Source organism: Colwellia sp. MB02u-10 (assembly GCF_014077185.1).
Lineage (GTDB): Bacteria > Pseudomonadota > Gammaproteobacteria > Enterobacterales > Alteromonadaceae > Cognaticolwellia.
Window position 1 is genome coordinate 17,927 of sequence record NZ_JACGVK010000140.1, and the last position, 17,443, is coordinate 35,369.

Consider the following 17,443-nt stretch of genomic DNA (forward strand, 5'->3'; position numbering starts at 1 on the left):
ACGAACGTAATGCTACTCAAGGCTGCCAATGGGTGGCCTTTTTACTTTCTGTAGTCCTGCGGCTTATCTCGCTGTGAATTGTTTTTTTACAGGGAGGAAAGCATGAGAAGGGAATGAGTAGGGATTAAGAGAAGTTTAACGACAAGTTTTTAGCTGTCAGCTGTCAGTAAGTTACAGGAAGTTTTAAGGTCTATTTTGCTTTGCTTTACCTCCTGCAGTCCTCCTGCTTGTCTCCCTGTGAATTATGTTATTTTTTTACAGGGAGGAAAGAATGAGAAGTGAATGAGTAGGGATTAAGGGAAGTTTCACGACAAGTTTTTAGCTTGGTTTTGCTGTGCTTTTCCTCCTGCAGTCCTCCTGTTTCTCTCCCTGTGAGTTATGTTATTTTTTTACAGGGAGGAAAGAATGAGAAGGGAATGAGTAGGGATTAAGGGAAGTTTCACGACAAGTTTTTAGCTTGGTTTTGCTGTGCTTTTCCTCCTGCAGTCCTCCTGTTTCTCTCCCTGTGATTTTTACAGGGAGGAAAGAATGAGAAGGGAATGAGTAGGGATTAAGGGAAGTTTCACGACAAGTTTTTAGCTTGGTTTTGCTGTGCTTTTCCTCCTGTAGTCCTCCTGTTTTTCTCCCTGTGAGATATTTTTATTTTTACAGGGAGGAAACAATGAGCAGGGAATGAGTAGGGCACTTAAGGAATTCAAGGCGGTGAGCTTGGCTTTAAGCGTAATAGTACTTGGTGTTGGTAGTGTTTTGAAGGTATAAAGTTTAGAGATAGGGTGGCTTGATAGGCAGAGATAGAAATAAGGTTGTCAGTGCCTAGGCACTGACAAACTTGATTAACGCAGTAGAATAATGACTAAATTAGCGTTTGCTGGAATATTTTGCTGGTGTGGTTTTATTCGGTAAGGTGGCTTGCATAAACTCACGAAGATCTTGGTTAGACGCTTCTAAATCTTGATAACGTAAATACATCATATGACCACTTTTATAACCTTTAAATGATAATCTGTCTTGCATTTTACCACTTGGGTCAATTTGGGATAAGGTATATTTAGCATCAAAATAATTGGTGGCACCATCATAGTAACCTGACTGGATCATCACATTTAAGTACGGGTTTTGCGCCATCGCCAAACGTAAGTTTTCACCGGTTTTATTGTTGCTTCTATCCCAAGGGTGCACATTACCGAACATATTGTATTTAAGGTCGGTTTTATAATTGAGCTCTTCACGTAAATAATAATTTATTGCGGGCGTAAAGCTGTGCAACCAAGAGGTTAATTCAGCGTTGTAATCAGGGCTGCTACCGGTAACTTTTTCATCGATACCTAAATAGCGAGAATCTAAACGACCCACGGTTTGCTCGCGATTACGCAGTATTTCTTTCCAAAAATAAGACGCTTCAATATCTAAGTTATTACGCAAGACCTCTTGTACCGATAAACCAGAATATCGAGCGACTTGTTCGGCGATGCGCTGCTTTTCATCTTGAGCAATAAAGCCACCTTTGGCGAGCGCGGGCAAGTACTGCTCAAGGGTGAATTTTTCAATTTCAGGTAAAATGTCTAATAGATCTTTATTTTGTAAGTCGTCAGCGAGTGCTTTGTGGTACCAAGCGGTTGCAGCAAAGTAAGGTAAACGGTTGGCTGCCTTTACGGGACCATCACGTTTGATACCAATATCAGTGGGTGACACCAAAATAACGCCATTAAGGTACATCCACTGGCGAGATTGTAGTTCTAACGCTAAGCCTGCAACACGGGTAGTGCCATAACTTTCGCCAATAAGGTATTTGGGTGACTGCCAACGGTTATGGCGGGTAACAAAGGTGTTAATCCACTCTGCCAAGTATTTAATGTCAGCATTTACGCCAAAGAACATTTTCTTTTGCTCTTCTTTTGACGGCATTTTACCTTCTTTATTAGGTAAAACTCGTGAATAGCCGGTATTGACTGGATTAACAAAGACAATATCAGCGCTGTCTAAAATGGAGAAGTCATTAGTTTTTACGCCGTATGGCTGTAATGGAAAACCTTCGTTGTTGACATTAAGTACTTTAGGGCCGGTATAAGCGACATGCATCCAAACAGATGCTGAGCCTGGGCCACCATTAAATGAGATAAGTAACGGTCGAGTGGCTTTGTCTTTTACATTTGCGCGTTGATAATAGGTATAAAAAAGACTGGCAGTAGGCTTGCCCTCTTCGTCCCAAACCGGTTGAGTACCGGTCGTGGCGGTGTAATCAAATTTCTTGCCATTAACTTTTGTACTATGAGTACTGGTGTTACTTTCATCAATGGCAATTTTGCGTTCAAATTCTGCATTGGCCAAGGGTGATAACAGTAACAGTAGGCTAGCTAACCTTATAAAATACTTAATGGTCATAATATTGTCCTTAGGGTTAAGGCGTAATTTTAATTTTGTCTCTTGAGCCTACGTCAGCATGAAGAAAAAGTCATAATTAAAAGTTAGAACGAGTATTTCTAGCGATTAGTAACCTTAACGACTGATTAAAACGCGGCGTACTAAAATAGGGTTTGTTTATGTATTTGAATGAGTAAATCAGTTTCTAAGCTTAATGATCACCTGTAGGTCGGTATTTGTTTTAAAGATGGTTAAATTTCATTTAACTTAATGGACTAAAGTCCACTTTACATTGGACCCACATTGAACCTAGATTGGGCTTGCATTCAGTCTGTATTGAGCTTACAAAGTGACTATGTATGGTGCTGCGGTTTTAGGTTGTTTTTTGTAGGTCGGACTTTAGTCCGTCAACTGTTAGTGCGACCACTTAAAGTTTTACTTAAGTGAGTAAGCTGTGTCAATTGCACCGGCCTAAAAAGTCAGGTGCAATGGGTTAGATAAACAACAATGAGGTGCTCACCGGTTAGGCTGGCGAAGTTGTTGGGTAAGTCGGTTATTTTTACTAAGTGTTGAGCAGGCAAGGAGATGACTTCTTGGCTCTGGTTTAAGGTCAGTGTGGCGTCTTTGAATAAGCTATAAATAAAGCACAGGGCGCTTGTTTCAAGTAAATAATTATTCGCACTTTTTTGGCAGCTTACCTTGGTATTAAAGGCCGACGTTTGGGTGATAACATTAAAGTCGGTTATTTCATTAGTATGTAAGTTGCCAACAGTTTTATTGCCACCATCAAAAGTAGCCAGGTCTAATAGCTGGGTTAAACGGTCAATTTTATTATCATTGTGTTGTAAGTTGATGCCGTCTCCGTCAATTAAAATTAGGTTGCGGGTATAGCCAGTAAAATTAGAGAAAACGCCATCTTCAACCACACTTGCCATACTTAATCGCCAGTCGAAATTGTCTAAGCTGCCGCCTGGATTTATCGCCATTTCAATAGTTTCTCCCTGACCATTTTTCCATGGGACGGTTTTAAATTGTCTGGGTTGAATAATTTCTATCATCTTGTGTATCCTGATTAAACCGGCATATTCTGCTCATTGTTTAGATCATAGCGTGAAACTGAACCCAATGTCTTTGGCAAATGAGGTTTATTTAGCGATCAGGCTAAAGACATCACCTATTACTTATTTTTTCTGATTTAACACGGACAAAATAATTGCGTAACGCAAGGCGCATTGTTAGCATGCGCGCTTTATTATCTCCCTTAACTCACTATTTAAATTAATAAAAGGATATTATTTTGTTTAAAAAATCTTTAATTGCACTTTCTTTATTGGTATTACCTTTAACGGCTTCGGCTAACTGGTCAGCTGGCGCAGGCTATGCAGACTTATCACTTGAAAAGCTTTCTTTAGGCGCTATTTATGGCGCTGTTGCTTATGAATTTATCGAAGAGGGTAGTAAATTCTCACTAATACCTGAATTGCGCCTTGGTGCTGGTATATCTGATGATAAAAGTCATAGTATTAAAGTAGAAGTCGAGCGCTTCACGGCACTTTCTGTTCGTGGCCAATACAATTATGATAATGGTTTTTATGTTTATGTGATGCCGTCATATGCCAACTTAGATCTGAAAGCCAGTTTCCGTGGCGCGTCTGTCAGCGATGATGAATGGGAATTTGGTTTTGGTGCGGGTGTGGGTAAAAAACTGAACGAAAAAGTTAGCGTTGAAGCGTCTTTTGAACGCTATGACACTGACACGGACACTGATGTGATAACTGTTGGTTTTAAATACGCTTTTTAAGCAGTTAAATAAACTTTATTATTTAAAAGGGCAGCTATAGTGCTGCCCTTTTATGTTTAGGAAGAACGAGATGCTATGATCACATGCGAAAGCGTGACTGAATATAAAAAGCAGCGATTAACGCTGCTTTTTGTAAATATTAACTTTTAAAAAGCTAATTAAATGGCTTAGGGCTTATTTTAATGACGATGCGTACTGCGATAGTGCAGTAATGTCTTCATCAGTTAAATTCGCAGCAACACCTCGCATCATGCCATTCATGTCATTATAACGTGAGCCATTACGAAATGCCTCTAACTGAATTTTTAAGTATTCCGCATTTTGGCCAGCAAGAGCAGGAAAACCAGCATTTCCCATGCCTTTACCATCAGCTCCATGACAGCCAGCACAGGCGGTAATTTCCATTTCGGCATTGCCACCTAAATAAAGTTTTTTGCCTTTGACATTAGCGGTACCGTTACCCTCAGTGACTTTTTGGTTGGCATAAAATGCTGAGATATCAGCCATGTCTTGCTCACTAAGTGCCATTGCCATACCACCCATGATGGCGTTTACACGACCTGATTTACCACCAGAGGTCATGCCTAATTTAAATTCAGTAAGCTGCTTAACTAAGTAGTTAGCACTCTGCCCCGCTAACTTAGGGTACATAGGCACAAGACTATTACCGTCAGCACCGTGACAAGCAGCACACATGGCTGCTTTGCCTTTACCTGCTTCGGCATCGCCTTGCGCTGCATTGGCAGTAGTGACTGCACTTAATCCTAATAAAACAGTAATGATAAATTTTTTCATTGATTTAGTCTCTGCTTGTCGTAAACACGATAAAGGGTTTACTGATAAAATTTGCTAAAATGTTGTTTTGGCATTCTACACGAATTTAATGGCTGTGAAATAATGTCATTAAAAAAATTAGCTAATACAAGTACAGTAAATTTTTTGATGTAGAGGCAGTATAAAATCAGGGCAATAAAAAGCAGCGATAAACGCTGCTTATATTGAGATTAAATAGCTGACGTTAGCCTATTTTGAATAATGTTACTTCATTGACGCCATGTATTTCGCTAACTCATCCATGTCGCTAGCTGAAAGCTTAGAAGCAACACTGCGCATCATGGTGTTGTAATCGTTATAACGCTCACCGTTTTTGAATTGCATTAATTGTGCTTTTAGGTACGCTTCGTTTTGGCCGGCGATAACTGGGAAGCCTGCCTTACTGGCACCTTTACCGTTAACACCGTGACAAGCAACACAAGCGGTGATTTTACGTTTTGCATCTCCACCTAGATAAAGTTTTTTACCAATATCAGAACTTTCCAAATCAGCAACAATAATTTTTTGAGCGGCAAAATAGCTGGCAATCTCTACCATGTCTTGCTCACTTAATGCTGACGCCATAGGCCCCATCACCGCATTTTCACGTGCACCCGATTTAAACTCTTGTAACTGTTTTACAATGTAGTCCGCATGTTGTCCTGCAAGTTTCGGGTAGATAGCAACAAGGCTATTACCATCGGCGCCGTGACATGCAGTACAAGTTGCCGCTTTGGCTTTACCGGCAATAACTTCAGCAGTTACTGGAGCTGATGGCGTTACTCTACGTGAAACCACGTTAGCAACGGCAGCAGTGTCAGTAAAGTAAGCAGCCATGTCAGCAATATCATTGTTAGTCATGCTACCGGCAAATTGGTTCATGGCGTAGTTAATGCGATCTTTGTTTTTAAAATTCATTAACTGTGTTGCAATGTATTCAGGATGTTGATTGGCCAGGTTCGGATAAATTAATACCTTGCTGTTACCTTCGCTACCATGACAACCAATACATGAGGCAATATTGCGAGAAGGATCGCCTAATTCAAATAGGCTCTTACCCGCTGCAGGGTCAGGTACGTAAGCAGTAGGTGCTTTAATTGCAGCTGCGCTTGTACTTGCTTCAGTAGCGCTAGTATCTTGACTTGCGCCATTACGTGGTAACGCTGAAAAATAAGCCGCAAGATCAGCCATATCTTGCTCAGATAAACCTGCTGCCATTGAATACATTAATGAGTTTTCACGCTCACCTGATTTGAATGCTTTCAGTTGTACTACAATATAATCAGCATGTTGGCCTGCTAAATTAGGAAAGGTATCACTAATGCCAATACCATTGGCACCATGACAGCCAGCACAAGTAGCGGATTTAGTTTTACCTGCCTCTGCATCACCAGTGGCGGCTACAGCAATATTAATGCTTAATAAGGTTATAATTAATAAAGTTAAAATATGTCTCATAGGAAAATTCTCAACATGCTTTGGTGTTTTTTATTGAATACATTCAATAAGCCAGAAAAATCGAGGATATCATACACCATTAAGGCTATTGAGCGGCTTGTTTAATGAAAAGAATTGCCTAAATTCTAATACAATTGCATATTTAGTATAAAAAAACGATATAATGCGGTTTTAATTTATATCGTTGGATCTAATCTTGTCATCTACAGCCATTCATCTAAGCAAAGCGACTTTTACCCTTAGCGCACCTGATATCCGTCGTTTACCAGCCGATAGTGGTATTGAAGTCGCATTTGCAGGTCGCTCTAACGCAGGTAAATCAAGCGCGTTAAATACCCTAACAAATCAAAGAGGCCTTGCACGTACCAGTAAAACACCGGGCAGAACTCAGTTGATTAACATCTTTGAAATTGCCGAAAACAAGCGCCTAGTTGATTTACCTGGCTATGGTTTCGCTAAAGTGCCTATGGAAATGAAGAAAAAGTGGCAAAAAGCTTTAGGCGAATACCTAGAAAAACGCGAATGTTTGAAAGGTTTAGTGATACTGATGGATATCAGACATCCATTAAAAGACCTTGATATGGACCTAATTCAATGGGCTGTAGACGGAGAGTTACCGGTTTTAGCCTTATTAACTAAAAGCGACAAACTTTCTCAAGGCAAAGTCAGCGGGCAAGTACTTGCGGTTAGAAAAGAGCTAGCTGCATTAAATGCTGATATTAAAGTGCAGGCATTTTCGTCATTAAAACGTACTGGCTCAGAGCAAGCAGACAAAGTCATTTGCGATTGGTTTCAAGATGAAAATCTGCAAGCCTTAAGTGAATTAGGTGAAGCGCCTTTAATAGAAGAATAAAAGTCAGAAGAATAAAAATAGCCAGTTGAGCAATACAGTACTCAACTGATTATATTGACATAACAACCTAATAAGTCACGTTGTACAGTGAGTAGGGTCAGTTTTTTTGTTTCAGAAAAACTAAATACCGACCTCCTTGTCAGCAATGTCACGATCACATAAATGTGAAAGAATGACCATGTACAGGCCGCTCTTAGCCATTTATGGCTCCCACACCACGACATCATTGCTCGCATATCAGTTGAAATAAACCACTCTTATGCAAAGCCTTTTAGGTCAGTTACTTAGCCTTATTGTTCAGGTAGCACCCAATCAGGTCTTGGGAAATGGCAAGTGTAGCCATTGGGCATCCGTTGTAAATAGTCTTGATGTTCTACCTCGGCTTGCCAAAAATCACTCACAGGCTCAACTTCAGTAACCACTTTACCCGGCCATAATCCAGAGGCATCAACATCAGCAATGGTTTTTTCCGCCATGGCTTTTTGCGCTGCGCAAGTGTAATAAATTGCCGAGCGATACGCAGTGCCTAGATCATTCCCTTGTCTATTTTCTGTAGTAGGATCATGTATTTGAAAAAATAATTCTAAAATTTTTCGATACCCGATCACAGTATTGTCAAAGTAGATCTCAAGGCCCTCTGCATGAGTACCGTGGTTTCGGTAAGTCGCATTTTTAACATCGCCACCAGTATAACCGGCAGAGGTTTTTGTAATGCCGGGTAATTTGCGAATTAAATCTTGCATACCCCAAAAGCAACCGCCGGCTAATACGGCTCGTTCAATGGTCATATTCTATCCTTCTACTTGGGTTAAATAGGCTTCATAACCTTCAGCGGTCATATCGTCACGGTGAATAAATTTCAGTGAAGCTGAGTTAATACAATATCGTAAGCCACCTTGTGCTGTCGGACCGTCAGTAAATACATGGCCCAAATGACTATCACCATGTGCTGAGCGGACTTCTGTGCGCACCATGCCATGATTTTCATCGCTAAGTTCACTGACATTTTTGCTTTCAATGGGTTTAGTAAAACTAGGCCAGCCACAACCTGCGTCAAACTTATCAGCTGAGGCAAACAAAGGCTCACCTGAAACTACATCAACATAAATACCTGGTGAGGTATTTTCCAATAACTCGCCAGTCCAAGGGCGTTCAGTACCGCTTTCTTGTGTAACACGATATTGCTCAGCGGATAACGCAGCAATAGCATCGCTTGATTTGGTATATTGTGACATAAGATCTCCTTAGTGGTTTGATGGTGATTAATGATTTATTGCAGCAATAAATTAATGAAATATAACTCTGCTCGTTACTGCTTAACAATAGACCGGAAATGTCATGATTAATTCACCATAGTATTCAAACTATATTGAGCAAAAATTCGATATAACAAGGCTTACCTGGGGTAAACCAGCTGACTAATGTAAACCTGCTATATTTAAGGGGCGATAATCGCAAGCTCGAGTTTACTGAGAAGTGCGTTGTTTAGTAGGCCTTGTCGAAATATTAACAAGGAAGATAAAATGAACTTTAAATTAACCATAGCACTAATCGTCACGGTTACCGCCTTTAGCAGCTATGCTGAACGTTGGAATGAACAGCAAACACAAGTATGGAATATAGTGTTAGCTTCATATGCAGATATCGAAAAACGCGATAATAATTGGACAGATAAATGGGTAACCGAAGACGCCATGGTTTGGGGAAATAGTACCCCCATGCCTCGTGACCGAAGTGCAGTAAAACGATGGGAAAAATTCAGTTTTGAAGATGGCTCAACTAACAATGTTGCTGAATATAGCCCAACAGCCATTGTTGTTCATGGTGATACCGCGGTTGCACATTATTACTATTCTAATGGCACTACGGCTAAAAAAGGAGAGCAAAGGGTTACTCATGGCCGTTGTAGTGATGTGTTAGTCAAAGATGACACAGCCTGGAAATTTGTCGCTTGGCATTGTGCTGATGAAGCGAAAAAATATTAATTAACTCCTAGCTGATGTTGTGTTGGTTTTTTTGTTAATTTTTCATGGTGAGAAAAAAAGCTAAATTTTAGACATAAAAAAACCGATGGCTAAAGGGGCCATCGGTATATAAGCTTGGGGAAGCTAGAATTTAAAATTAATACAACAGGTTCAAACGAGAACAACACTATTATAGAGCAACAACTCTACAAAAGTAAAGTCTTTACTCTAAAATAGTTTATTTAGATCAAAAAAAAGACAGTTTTAGCTGTGTGGAACGTCACAAATAATGAAAAACGTGACACGCGATAAGAACATTCATTATCATTAATTGTCCGCTGTGCAGCATTGCGGTCATTCGTCATCAAATAATTAATGCTAACTTTGATGAGCATTGCAGAAGTTAGCTATTGGCTTTTCTTTAGGTCAAATTGATCGCTAAAAGAAGATATTAGGTTAAATGGGTTTTGGTTGGTGCTGGCCAGCCTTTACAACATAGATAAGCCGTGAATTTTTTCAAGCAGCGTTACCACCGTCTAGATGAGATGAAAAAAAGACTCGTGGGACTGCGGTCTGTGCGAGAAAAAACACAAATATAAGAGCAAAGCTTTTTATTCTCCAACAGCTAAGATTTACCACAAACGAAGAGTTAGAAAATCTTTGTAGCGTTGAAGTACCCGCTTTAGCTCTTTTTGGTAGATACTTTTATCCTATCGTTACTTGGTTTCTACCACTGTTTTTAGCTTGGTAAAGAGCATCATCTGCTCTTTGCACAATGTCATCATAGTCGTCATGCTTAATAAATTCTGTGACCCCGATACTTACGGTGATATTATCAATCCCCACCACTGAAATTTTGCTTATATTCGTCGATAAGCGCTGGCAGATAGTGGTTGCCTCAATCAATGATGCTTCTGGTAATGCAATAATAAATTCTTCTCCTCCCCAGCGGTAAACCCGATCACCGGGTCGCAAACTAGTTTTTAGCAGTTCGGCAAGTGCTTTTAATACGCTATCGCCTGCTTGATGGCCAAAATTATCGTTAATCTTTTTAAAGTGATCAATATCTAAAATAGCCAAAAAAAATGGTTTAAAGGTTATATTGCAATGTTTGAGATAAGCTGGAATATCTTTGCTGGCTGCCCGCCGGTTCTTTAAATTCGTTAAAGTATCAGTATGAGCGAGTTTTTTCATTGATTTTGAAATTGAGCGCAATTCCGAATTGCGCTGTTCAAGCTCTAATGTGCGTGATTGAACTGTGTCTTCAAGTTGCTGAGCAAATTGCTTGAGCTCATTTTCAACAGTGATTCGCCGACGAATATTCCTTACCATTACTATAATCAACAATAGCAAAAACAAAAGCACGAGGATCACTGCGTTAATTAATATTTTATTTTGTTGGTAGAACGAAATAGGCTGGTTAAATATCACGCTATTTTGCGGTAATAGTCCCTTTTCAAGGCCAAAACGTTGTAATTGTACATGATCAAACTGTGGCCGATAATGAGCTGAATTTTTCACTGGCAGTTGGCTGATCGGTGTACCAGATAAAATAGACGAGGCCATTTTTGCGGCATTAAAACCATGCTCATAAGGATCATTCATCATTCCTCCCACCACACCATGACCAATCATTAACGCACCCCACATGCCATAAATCGGCACTTTACTGTATTTAGAAAGTTCAGGTAATTGCTTTTCAAATGAAAAATATTGTCCAAGTCGATCTTTGTGAATAGCTAACATTAAAATGGCAGTGTCTGACGGTAGTTCGTTAACTTGCTGGTATAATTCATCCAATGAGAAGTTATCCCAAATCTCAAGTTCAACACCTGGATTACGGGGATTTTTTTGCCAAAACGGCCTGATTTTTTTTGCCGTATTAACCATACGTAAACCAAGCCCTGTAGTGTCGCCAAGCATTATAATTTTTTTGAGATCAGGTTGCAGTTGGATGATTAACTCAAGGTTTCCCATGATCTCCATGCCTTCGGCAATCCCCGTTATATTTTTTCGGTTGGTAATGGATTGTGGGTTAAATACATTGACGCCACAAAAAACTATCGGTATACCTGGGAATAATTGCTCACCATATTCCAGCATAAAATAATAGGCAGCATCGTCACCAGTGATTACAATATCAGGTTTATATTGCTGGTATTTATAGTGTAGGAGTTCAATCAATTTTTGATAATAAATGGGATCATCGACAAAACGTCGTTCATCCATAAACTCGACATAAAGATTGTTCGGTGCAATGTCGGTGGCAAGGGCTTGTTGGACCCCTCGAGTTAGCTCGGCTGTCCAGCTATATTGTGGATGGTATGAGTTTAATAATAATACATTGGAAAAAGCGTATGCCGGATAATGGCATAACCAATATCCCAAAATGAAAATAGCGGTATATCGGTTTAGCATAGCTAAAATATCTCTTATAGTTGTTATTTTATATTTTGATACCCAAGCTACTTAACATTAACATCACGAGTTCCGACTTTTTAATCGTATTATTCAGTGGATCAGCAATATTAAAGGAGGTTGTAGTAAAAAACAGATAGATCCTTTCTCGAAATCATTGTGTTGTTGCAATTGTGTTGTTGCAAATATTGACTATTTTTATAACTTGCCAGATTTAATTGCTCACTACAATACACTATCACATCAGAACGCTCAATTTTTTAATAAGTTGACCTATTTAACAAGATTATAATATCTGGTATTTCGTAAACGTCGCTATACAATCAGCTCCCCCTATTGACACACACGCCGCTTTTTTTAAGCGGAGCCAATGAAACTGAAGCATCCCAAATTCTATCCCAAACACTGCCAAGCATAGTTAAATCAGGTCTATCACTCACCTTTTCAACATCGCTCTTAACAATCCCAGTGCTAGTTTGTTCGCCGAGAATAAAATTGAACACATAACGGCACTCCGCACCCATACGTAAGTCAGATAAAACAATATTATGTTCTTCTGCTTTGACTGAATAAAAGCCTTTAGTGAACCATTGAAGCCTCTGTACATCCCATTCATCTTTGATATTAGTCAGTAGAGCATCTGACGACTGATAGGCCTCTAAACTCACATCCGACGCTGAGTCAAATACAGAGACATAACCCTCGTAATATTGGCCGTTTGACATGACCAATACCCGCCAAAGTAAGGTGGAAAAAGGCGCAGGTGAACTCAAATAATGGTCGACTTTTATCTGCCTATCGTTCAGCGCAATGGTTACTTTTTTGTCGATATAAAATTTTGCGCTTAAAGACCAACAAATATAAAGGCAGCTTATGGCTAATGCAAAATGATTAATTTTTGCGACCCTTGCCGGCTTAAGTCTGGGCAGAAAAATAACAATAAACGCAAACAATAGCGGCAAGGTATACAGGGGATCAATAATAAATAAATTAGAGACGGCAAAGGGATATTCAGTAACAGGCCACAACAATTGTGTACCATAAACCGTGAAGCTATCTAAAATCGCATGGGTAGATAAACAAAGAAAAATCAGCCAAAACCAGTGCTTCTTATAAATTGCTGTAGCTTGATGACATTTGATTAGTAGCCAGGCAATAAAAGGACTGATTAACAAGTGTATTAATAGCGAGTGGCTAAATCCTCGATGGTAAGTAAAAGCTTCTACGTCACCACTGTATGGTAGGAATACATCTAAGTCAGGCAAAGTCCCTAAAATAGCACCATAAATAGCCGCTTTGTGGCCAACTTTGTTACCTAATACCGCATAACCCACCGCGCCGCCCAAGACAACTTGTGTTAATGAATCCATAATGACCTTGTGAATTTAACCATGATTAACCTTATACTACGCCTTAACCTTCAATGCTAGATCAGTTAATACAGCCACTTTTTATGTCACGAACAGGTAAATTATATTCACACTACTTGGCTTACTTACTTTGTTAATTTGATCAAACAAGGCATTATAAAACAAGGTTCGATAGCATTTAAGCTTACGAACCTTATCAACCTGAAAGGTTACTCCATTTCTTCTAAACGAACGCCACGGGTTTCTTTGATATATTTCACAACAAAGAAAATACTGACAAAGGCAGATATGGTGTACAAACCGTAAGCGCCTGCTAAACCAATTGAGCCTAATATAATAGGGAAGGTCATGGTAATGGCAAAGTTTGCTATCCATTGGGCACTAGCGGCAATTGCTAAAGCGGCACCGCGGATACGATTATTAAACATTTCGCCTAATAATACCCAAACTACTGGGCCCCAACTTAAGCCAAAAAACACGACAAATAAGTTAGCGGTAACCAAAGCGAAAGTGCCCATCGCATCAGACAATGCTACTTTACCTAATTCATCAAAGCCTGCACTACCAAAAATAAAGCTTAAGATGCCTAAACTGATAAACATGCCGATACTACCGACTAATAACAAAGGCTTGCGGCCAATTTTGTCTATTAAAGCAATGGCAATAAAGGTTGATATTATATTGGTTGTTCCCGTCATTACATTGATTAAGAGCGATTGCGACTCGTCAAAACCTGCCGCTTGCCATAGCTCAGCGCCATAATAAAAAACAACATTAATACCGACAAATTGCTGAAAAACAGAAAGTGCAATACCGACCCAAATAATGGGATGTATATTCTTTTTACCTTCAATAAATAAATCGGCAATATGAGTTTTCTTATTGCCGTGTAATGATATTTTTACTTCATCAATAAGCTTATCTTCGGTGCCGGCTGATATCTTTTTAAACACATTATGTGCTTGTTTTATATTACCTTTCGCCACTAAATAACGTGGTGATTCTGGAATAAATAACACGCCAATTAAAAATAATGTCGCTGGTATTAATTCGACCCAAAACATCCATCGCCAAGCTGAAAGGTCGAGTAAAAATGAATTTCCTGCGCTGCCTGCTGATGAGGCAATAATATAATTACTTAAAAATGCGGCAAATAAACCTAGTACTATGGCGAGTTGTTGAAGAGTCGCTAGGCGACCACGCAATGCAACAGGTGCAACTTCTGCGATATAAGCCGGTGCTAAAACAGATGCAGCACCAATGCCCAAGCCGCCAATGAGTCGATAAAAAATAAACTCAATAGAAGAATCTGATATCCCTGAGCCAAAGGCACTGATAGCAAATATTATGGCGGTAACAATCATAATGGGTTTACGGCCGAAACGGTCAGAAATCGGTCCAGCCATTAAGGCGCCGACGGCACAACCTAATAAAACAGAGGCGACATTAAATCCGGTAGCCACATCATTGGATTGAAAAGCATTGCCTAACGCTGTCACTGTGCCATTGATAACGCCGGAGTCGAAACCAAAAAGAAAACCACCTAACGCAGCGACAGAAGAAATAAAGAGTACATATAAAAACGAGGCATTAACCTCTTCTGGCGTTTGTTGTGTGCCATTTAAACCCGCTAAATGTGTTTGTTCAGTCATGCTTTTTCCTTTATTGTTATTGTTATTGTGTTGATTTTTTAATTAAGCGCTTGAAATAAAAAGACCATTATTTTGCATAATGGTCAATCTAGAACGGTGGTTTAAAGGCTTTTTTTGAAGGCTTAATATGAAAAGCTAAGCCTTTGGTTTTCATCTGATGCAAGTGTTAGCCAGCATATTTTAAGACAATTTTATGTGGGCCAACTTTTTGATAGCTAATATTAAAATTACGTGTCAGCACATCAAGTAAGCCAGTGACATCACCTGTTTTAAACATACCAGCGACTTGTATTTTTTGAAGTTCTTTATCATCAGCTAATTCAAATTCTATATCAGTATAGCGGCTAATCTCTGTCATTGTGTCTGCAAGCGACTCACCACGAAATATTAAATTGCCCTGACGCCAGCTTAAGTTAGCCGCCATTTCTATGGGGTCTACTTTTCTGACTTTCTCTTGTGTTTTACCTGATGTGTCTAAGTCGACTTTTTCGCCTTTTGATATCGCCATCGAATTTTTTGGTAGTCTTTTTGCTATCTGCTCAATGCCATCGTCAAGGGTATTATCTTTTTGTGCGACTAACACTTTACCGTCAGTGACAATCAATTCGACTAAGTCATTGCGCACTTCGACGTTAAAAGCAGTGCCCACGGCTTGAATAACTTTACCACCAACAATAACGCTTAAAGGCCGTGCGGTGTCGTGTGCCACATCAATATGAATTTCACCACGTAGTAGCTCAATTATTCGAGAGTTTTGGCTATATTTAACTTGTACAAAACTATTAGTATTAAGCACTATTTTACTGTTGTCAGGTAAATTAATGGTATTACTTTCACCAATATTTGTTTGATAACTTGCCTGCATTGCAACGATAGCAGATGTGCTTTGGGCAAAAGGTAAAAGGTTGGAGTCACTTTGATAAAGCATAAGCGTTAATGCGACAATAAATGAAGCGGCCACAGCGGCAATAGCATTTCTTGTTTGTTTTTTCTTAACATTAGCTTGCGGAAAAATATCAGATAAACGACTTAAGTGGTCCATCTTGTCCCACATTTGAGCTACTTCAAATAAAACTTCAATATTTAAAACATCAGTCGATAACCATTCAGTTAGCTGCTTTTTTTCTAATGTAGTTAAGCCACGATCTAATTTAGCGATCCAATCGCTAGCATCATTTAAACGGGTTTCTTCTAGCCGCTCAGCCGATTGCTGTTGAGTTGATTTTTTATTAATTTGATGAACATTATTCATGAGTGCCTCCAGCAATACTTTGAGAAGTGCTAGCAGAAGATTTACTCTCTAGTTTATTAATGTTTCGCATAAAGAGCGTGCAACGCTTCATGCCGGTTGCTATATGTTTTTCCACGGTACTTTCACTAAGGCCTAATTGAGCAGCGATCTCACGCTGCGAATATCCATACACTTTTTTTAAGACAAAAATTTTGCGACATTGTGTGGGTAATTGTCTGACGGCTTCGCAAAAGTGCGAAAATTCATTGTTAATTAAAGTGTTTTCATACATTTCATCAACGTCATTTGATAATAAATACTCCAAAGCTTGCAGATCGTCAACACGGTCAACAAGTTTAACACCGGCTTTTTTTTGATAATCTAGCGCTAAGTTCCGTGCCGTTTTATACATAAAGGATTTTGGTGAAGTAATATTTTCTTTATTTTCTATTTGGCAAATACGTACATAGGTTTCTTGAACAATATCTTCAATTTCATCCGGAGGAACAATGCGAGATACCACGCGAGAAATACTTTTTCTCGATGCTAAATATATTTTATAAAATATGGTGTCGCTCGCCATTAGGTTACTTCTACTTATTATTGTAATTTTTGGTAATTTTTATAGTTAACGTTTGATGTGCAAACCATTAAATTACCCTAGTAACCATTAAGACGATTCATGTTAAAAAATCCGCTATCGATAAATGACATATTATAACCTATCAACAAATATTTACCTTTCAAAGCAGAGCCTAAAAAAGTTACTGTGCCATTTTAATTAGATAGCTGAAAATTCACTCAAAGATATTAGCTGCACATCGTAAATGTGTTTACAACAAACGCTGCTATCGAATTTATTGAACCTATTCAGTGCTGGTAATTCAGCGCTTGTAATTCTGCCTAGAGTTGAATATGGTCGATCAGTTGTAATTTAGTTGTCATAAATAAAATAGATACCATAATTTTGAGCAAGTAGTTGTAATAAATAAAATATACACGGTAACGTTAAGCAAGCCTAAAAGACAGTGGGTGGCCGCTTGGTTTATATTTTTGTTTTATTCGTCTTTCGTTTTTTGCCAATAAAAAGCACCATAAAAATTAAATAAGGCTTAAAAAAAAGTAATGATGGGTTTTCTCTCAAAAAATAATTTAACCATAATTTCGAAATCCTTATGGAGGAAAAAAAAAGACCAGTCGTCTTTGTTTTATGTATGGCGAAAATCTATACATGTGGGATATTGGAAAATTAAAGTACATTTTTTCTGTATTGTTATGCTTTTTAGCCTACCTAGTTGGGTGCATGCCAAGGAAAAAATATCTTTCAATATCCCCAGACAAAGAGCCGACATATCGTTAATAAGTTTTGCTGAACAGGCCGATATAACGTTACTTTTTCCGTTAAATAAAATTGCGGATAAGCAAACAAATCGAGTTTCAGGTAGTTTTTCTGTAATGGATGCGCTGCATAAGTTACTAAAAAATACCGGGCTTAAAACAGATATTAGTGAGAGTGGGCAGT

Annotated in this window: 13 protein-coding genes and 1 pseudogene; 3 read left to right on the forward strand and 11 right to left on the reverse strand. The window is 38.9% G+C overall.

Annotated elements, in window-relative coordinates; translation table 11 throughout:
- Positions 1 to 858: 858 nt before the first annotated feature.
- Both H4J59_RS18310 and H4J59_RS18315 read right to left on the reverse strand, forming a co-directional pair.
- Complete coding sequence (locus H4J59_RS18310) at positions 859 to 2,382, reverse strand: S10 family peptidase (RefSeq protein WP_182241422.1); 1,524 nt, start codon at positions 2,380 to 2,382, stop codon at positions 859 to 861.
- 458 nt (positions 2,383 to 2,840) lie between these two features.
- Positions 2,841 to 3,419, reverse strand: a complete 579-nt coding sequence (locus H4J59_RS18315; protein WP_182241423.1) for a HutD family protein — start codon at positions 3,417 to 3,419, stop codon at positions 2,841 to 2,843.
- Positions 3,420 to 3,658: 239 nt separating this feature from the next.
- On the opposite strand from H4J59_RS18315, the gene H4J59_RS18320 reads away from it, so the two are divergent.
- Positions 3,659 to 4,162 (forward strand): outer membrane beta-barrel protein, encoded by a 504-nt coding sequence (locus H4J59_RS18320; protein ID WP_182241424.1) that lies wholly within the window; start codon positions 3,659 to 3,661, stop codon positions 4,160 to 4,162.
- Positions 4,163 to 4,336: 174 nt separating this feature from the next.
- Here the strand turns inward: H4J59_RS18320 and H4J59_RS18325 are convergent, their stop codons facing one another.
- On the reverse strand, positions 4,337 to 4,957 hold the full coding sequence (locus H4J59_RS18325) for a cytochrome c (protein ID WP_182241425.1): 621 nt from the start codon (positions 4,955 to 4,957) through the stop codon (positions 4,337 to 4,339).
- A 243-nt stretch (positions 4,958 to 5,200) separates the two neighbouring features.
- Positions 5,201 to 6,433: a cytochrome c gene (locus tag H4J59_RS18330; RefSeq protein ID WP_182241426.1), complete on the reverse strand. Its 1,233-nt coding sequence runs from the start codon at positions 6,431 to 6,433 to the stop codon at positions 5,201 to 5,203.
- Between the two features lie 196 nt (positions 6,434 to 6,629).
- Here H4J59_RS18330 and yihA point away from each other — a divergent pair, with 196 nt between their 5' ends.
- Positions 6,630 to 7,286 (forward strand): ribosome biogenesis GTP-binding protein YihA/YsxC, encoded by a 657-nt coding sequence (gene yihA / locus H4J59_RS18335; protein ID WP_220460980.1) that lies wholly within the window; start codon positions 6,630 to 6,632, stop codon positions 7,284 to 7,286.
- Positions 7,287 to 7,576: 290 nt separating this feature from the next.
- Here the strand turns inward: yihA and msrA are convergent, their stop codons facing one another.
- Positions 7,577 to 8,074, reverse strand: a complete 498-nt coding sequence (msrA, locus tag H4J59_RS18340; RefSeq protein WP_182241427.1) for a peptide-methionine (S)-S-oxide reductase MsrA — start codon at positions 8,072 to 8,074, stop codon at positions 7,577 to 7,579.
- Between the two features lie 3 nt (positions 8,075 to 8,077).
- On the reverse strand, positions 8,078 to 8,521 hold the full coding sequence (msrB, locus tag H4J59_RS18345; protein ID WP_182135851.1) for a peptide-methionine (R)-S-oxide reductase MsrB: 444 nt from the start codon (positions 8,519 to 8,521) through the stop codon (positions 8,078 to 8,080).
- 288 nt (positions 8,522 to 8,809) lie between these two features.
- Between msrB and H4J59_RS18350 the strand changes: the two genes are divergently transcribed.
- Positions 8,810 to 9,271: a nuclear transport factor 2 family protein gene (locus tag H4J59_RS18350; RefSeq protein WP_182241428.1), complete on the forward strand. Its 462-nt coding sequence runs from the start codon at positions 8,810 to 8,812 to the stop codon at positions 9,269 to 9,271.
- A 684-nt stretch (positions 9,272 to 9,955) separates the two neighbouring features.
- Here H4J59_RS18350 and H4J59_RS18355 read toward each other — a convergent pair.
- The 5 genes and pseudogenes from H4J59_RS18355 to H4J59_RS18375 form a co-directional block, all read right to left on the reverse strand.
- Entirely contained in the window at positions 9,956 to 11,668 is a 1,713-nt protein-coding gene (locus tag H4J59_RS18355) for an ABC transporter substrate binding protein (RefSeq protein WP_182241429.1), read from the reverse strand.
- Between the two features lie 323 nt (positions 11,669 to 11,991).
- Positions 11,992 to 13,038 (reverse strand): metal-dependent hydrolase, encoded by a 1,047-nt coding sequence (locus tag H4J59_RS18360; protein WP_182241430.1) that lies wholly within the window; start codon positions 13,036 to 13,038, stop codon positions 11,992 to 11,994.
- A 209-nt stretch (positions 13,039 to 13,247) separates the two neighbouring features.
- Positions 13,248 to 14,711, reverse strand: a pseudogene (locus tag H4J59_RS18365) (sugar porter family MFS transporter); the annotation flags it as partial.
- Between the two features lie 145 nt (positions 14,712 to 14,856).
- The gene (locus H4J59_RS18370; RefSeq protein WP_182241432.1) at positions 14,857 to 15,942 is read right to left on the reverse strand and encodes a FecR family protein; all 1,086 of its coding nucleotides are present in this window, start codon (positions 15,940 to 15,942) and stop codon (positions 14,857 to 14,859) included.
- A complete protein-coding gene (locus H4J59_RS18375) occupies positions 15,935 to 16,504 on the reverse strand; it encodes an RNA polymerase sigma factor (RefSeq protein WP_182241433.1) in 570 nt (189 codons plus the stop codon). Before H4J59_RS18375 ends, H4J59_RS18370 begins: the two co-directional genes overlap by 8 nt.
- Between the last annotated feature and the right edge of the window lie 939 nt (positions 16,505 to 17,443).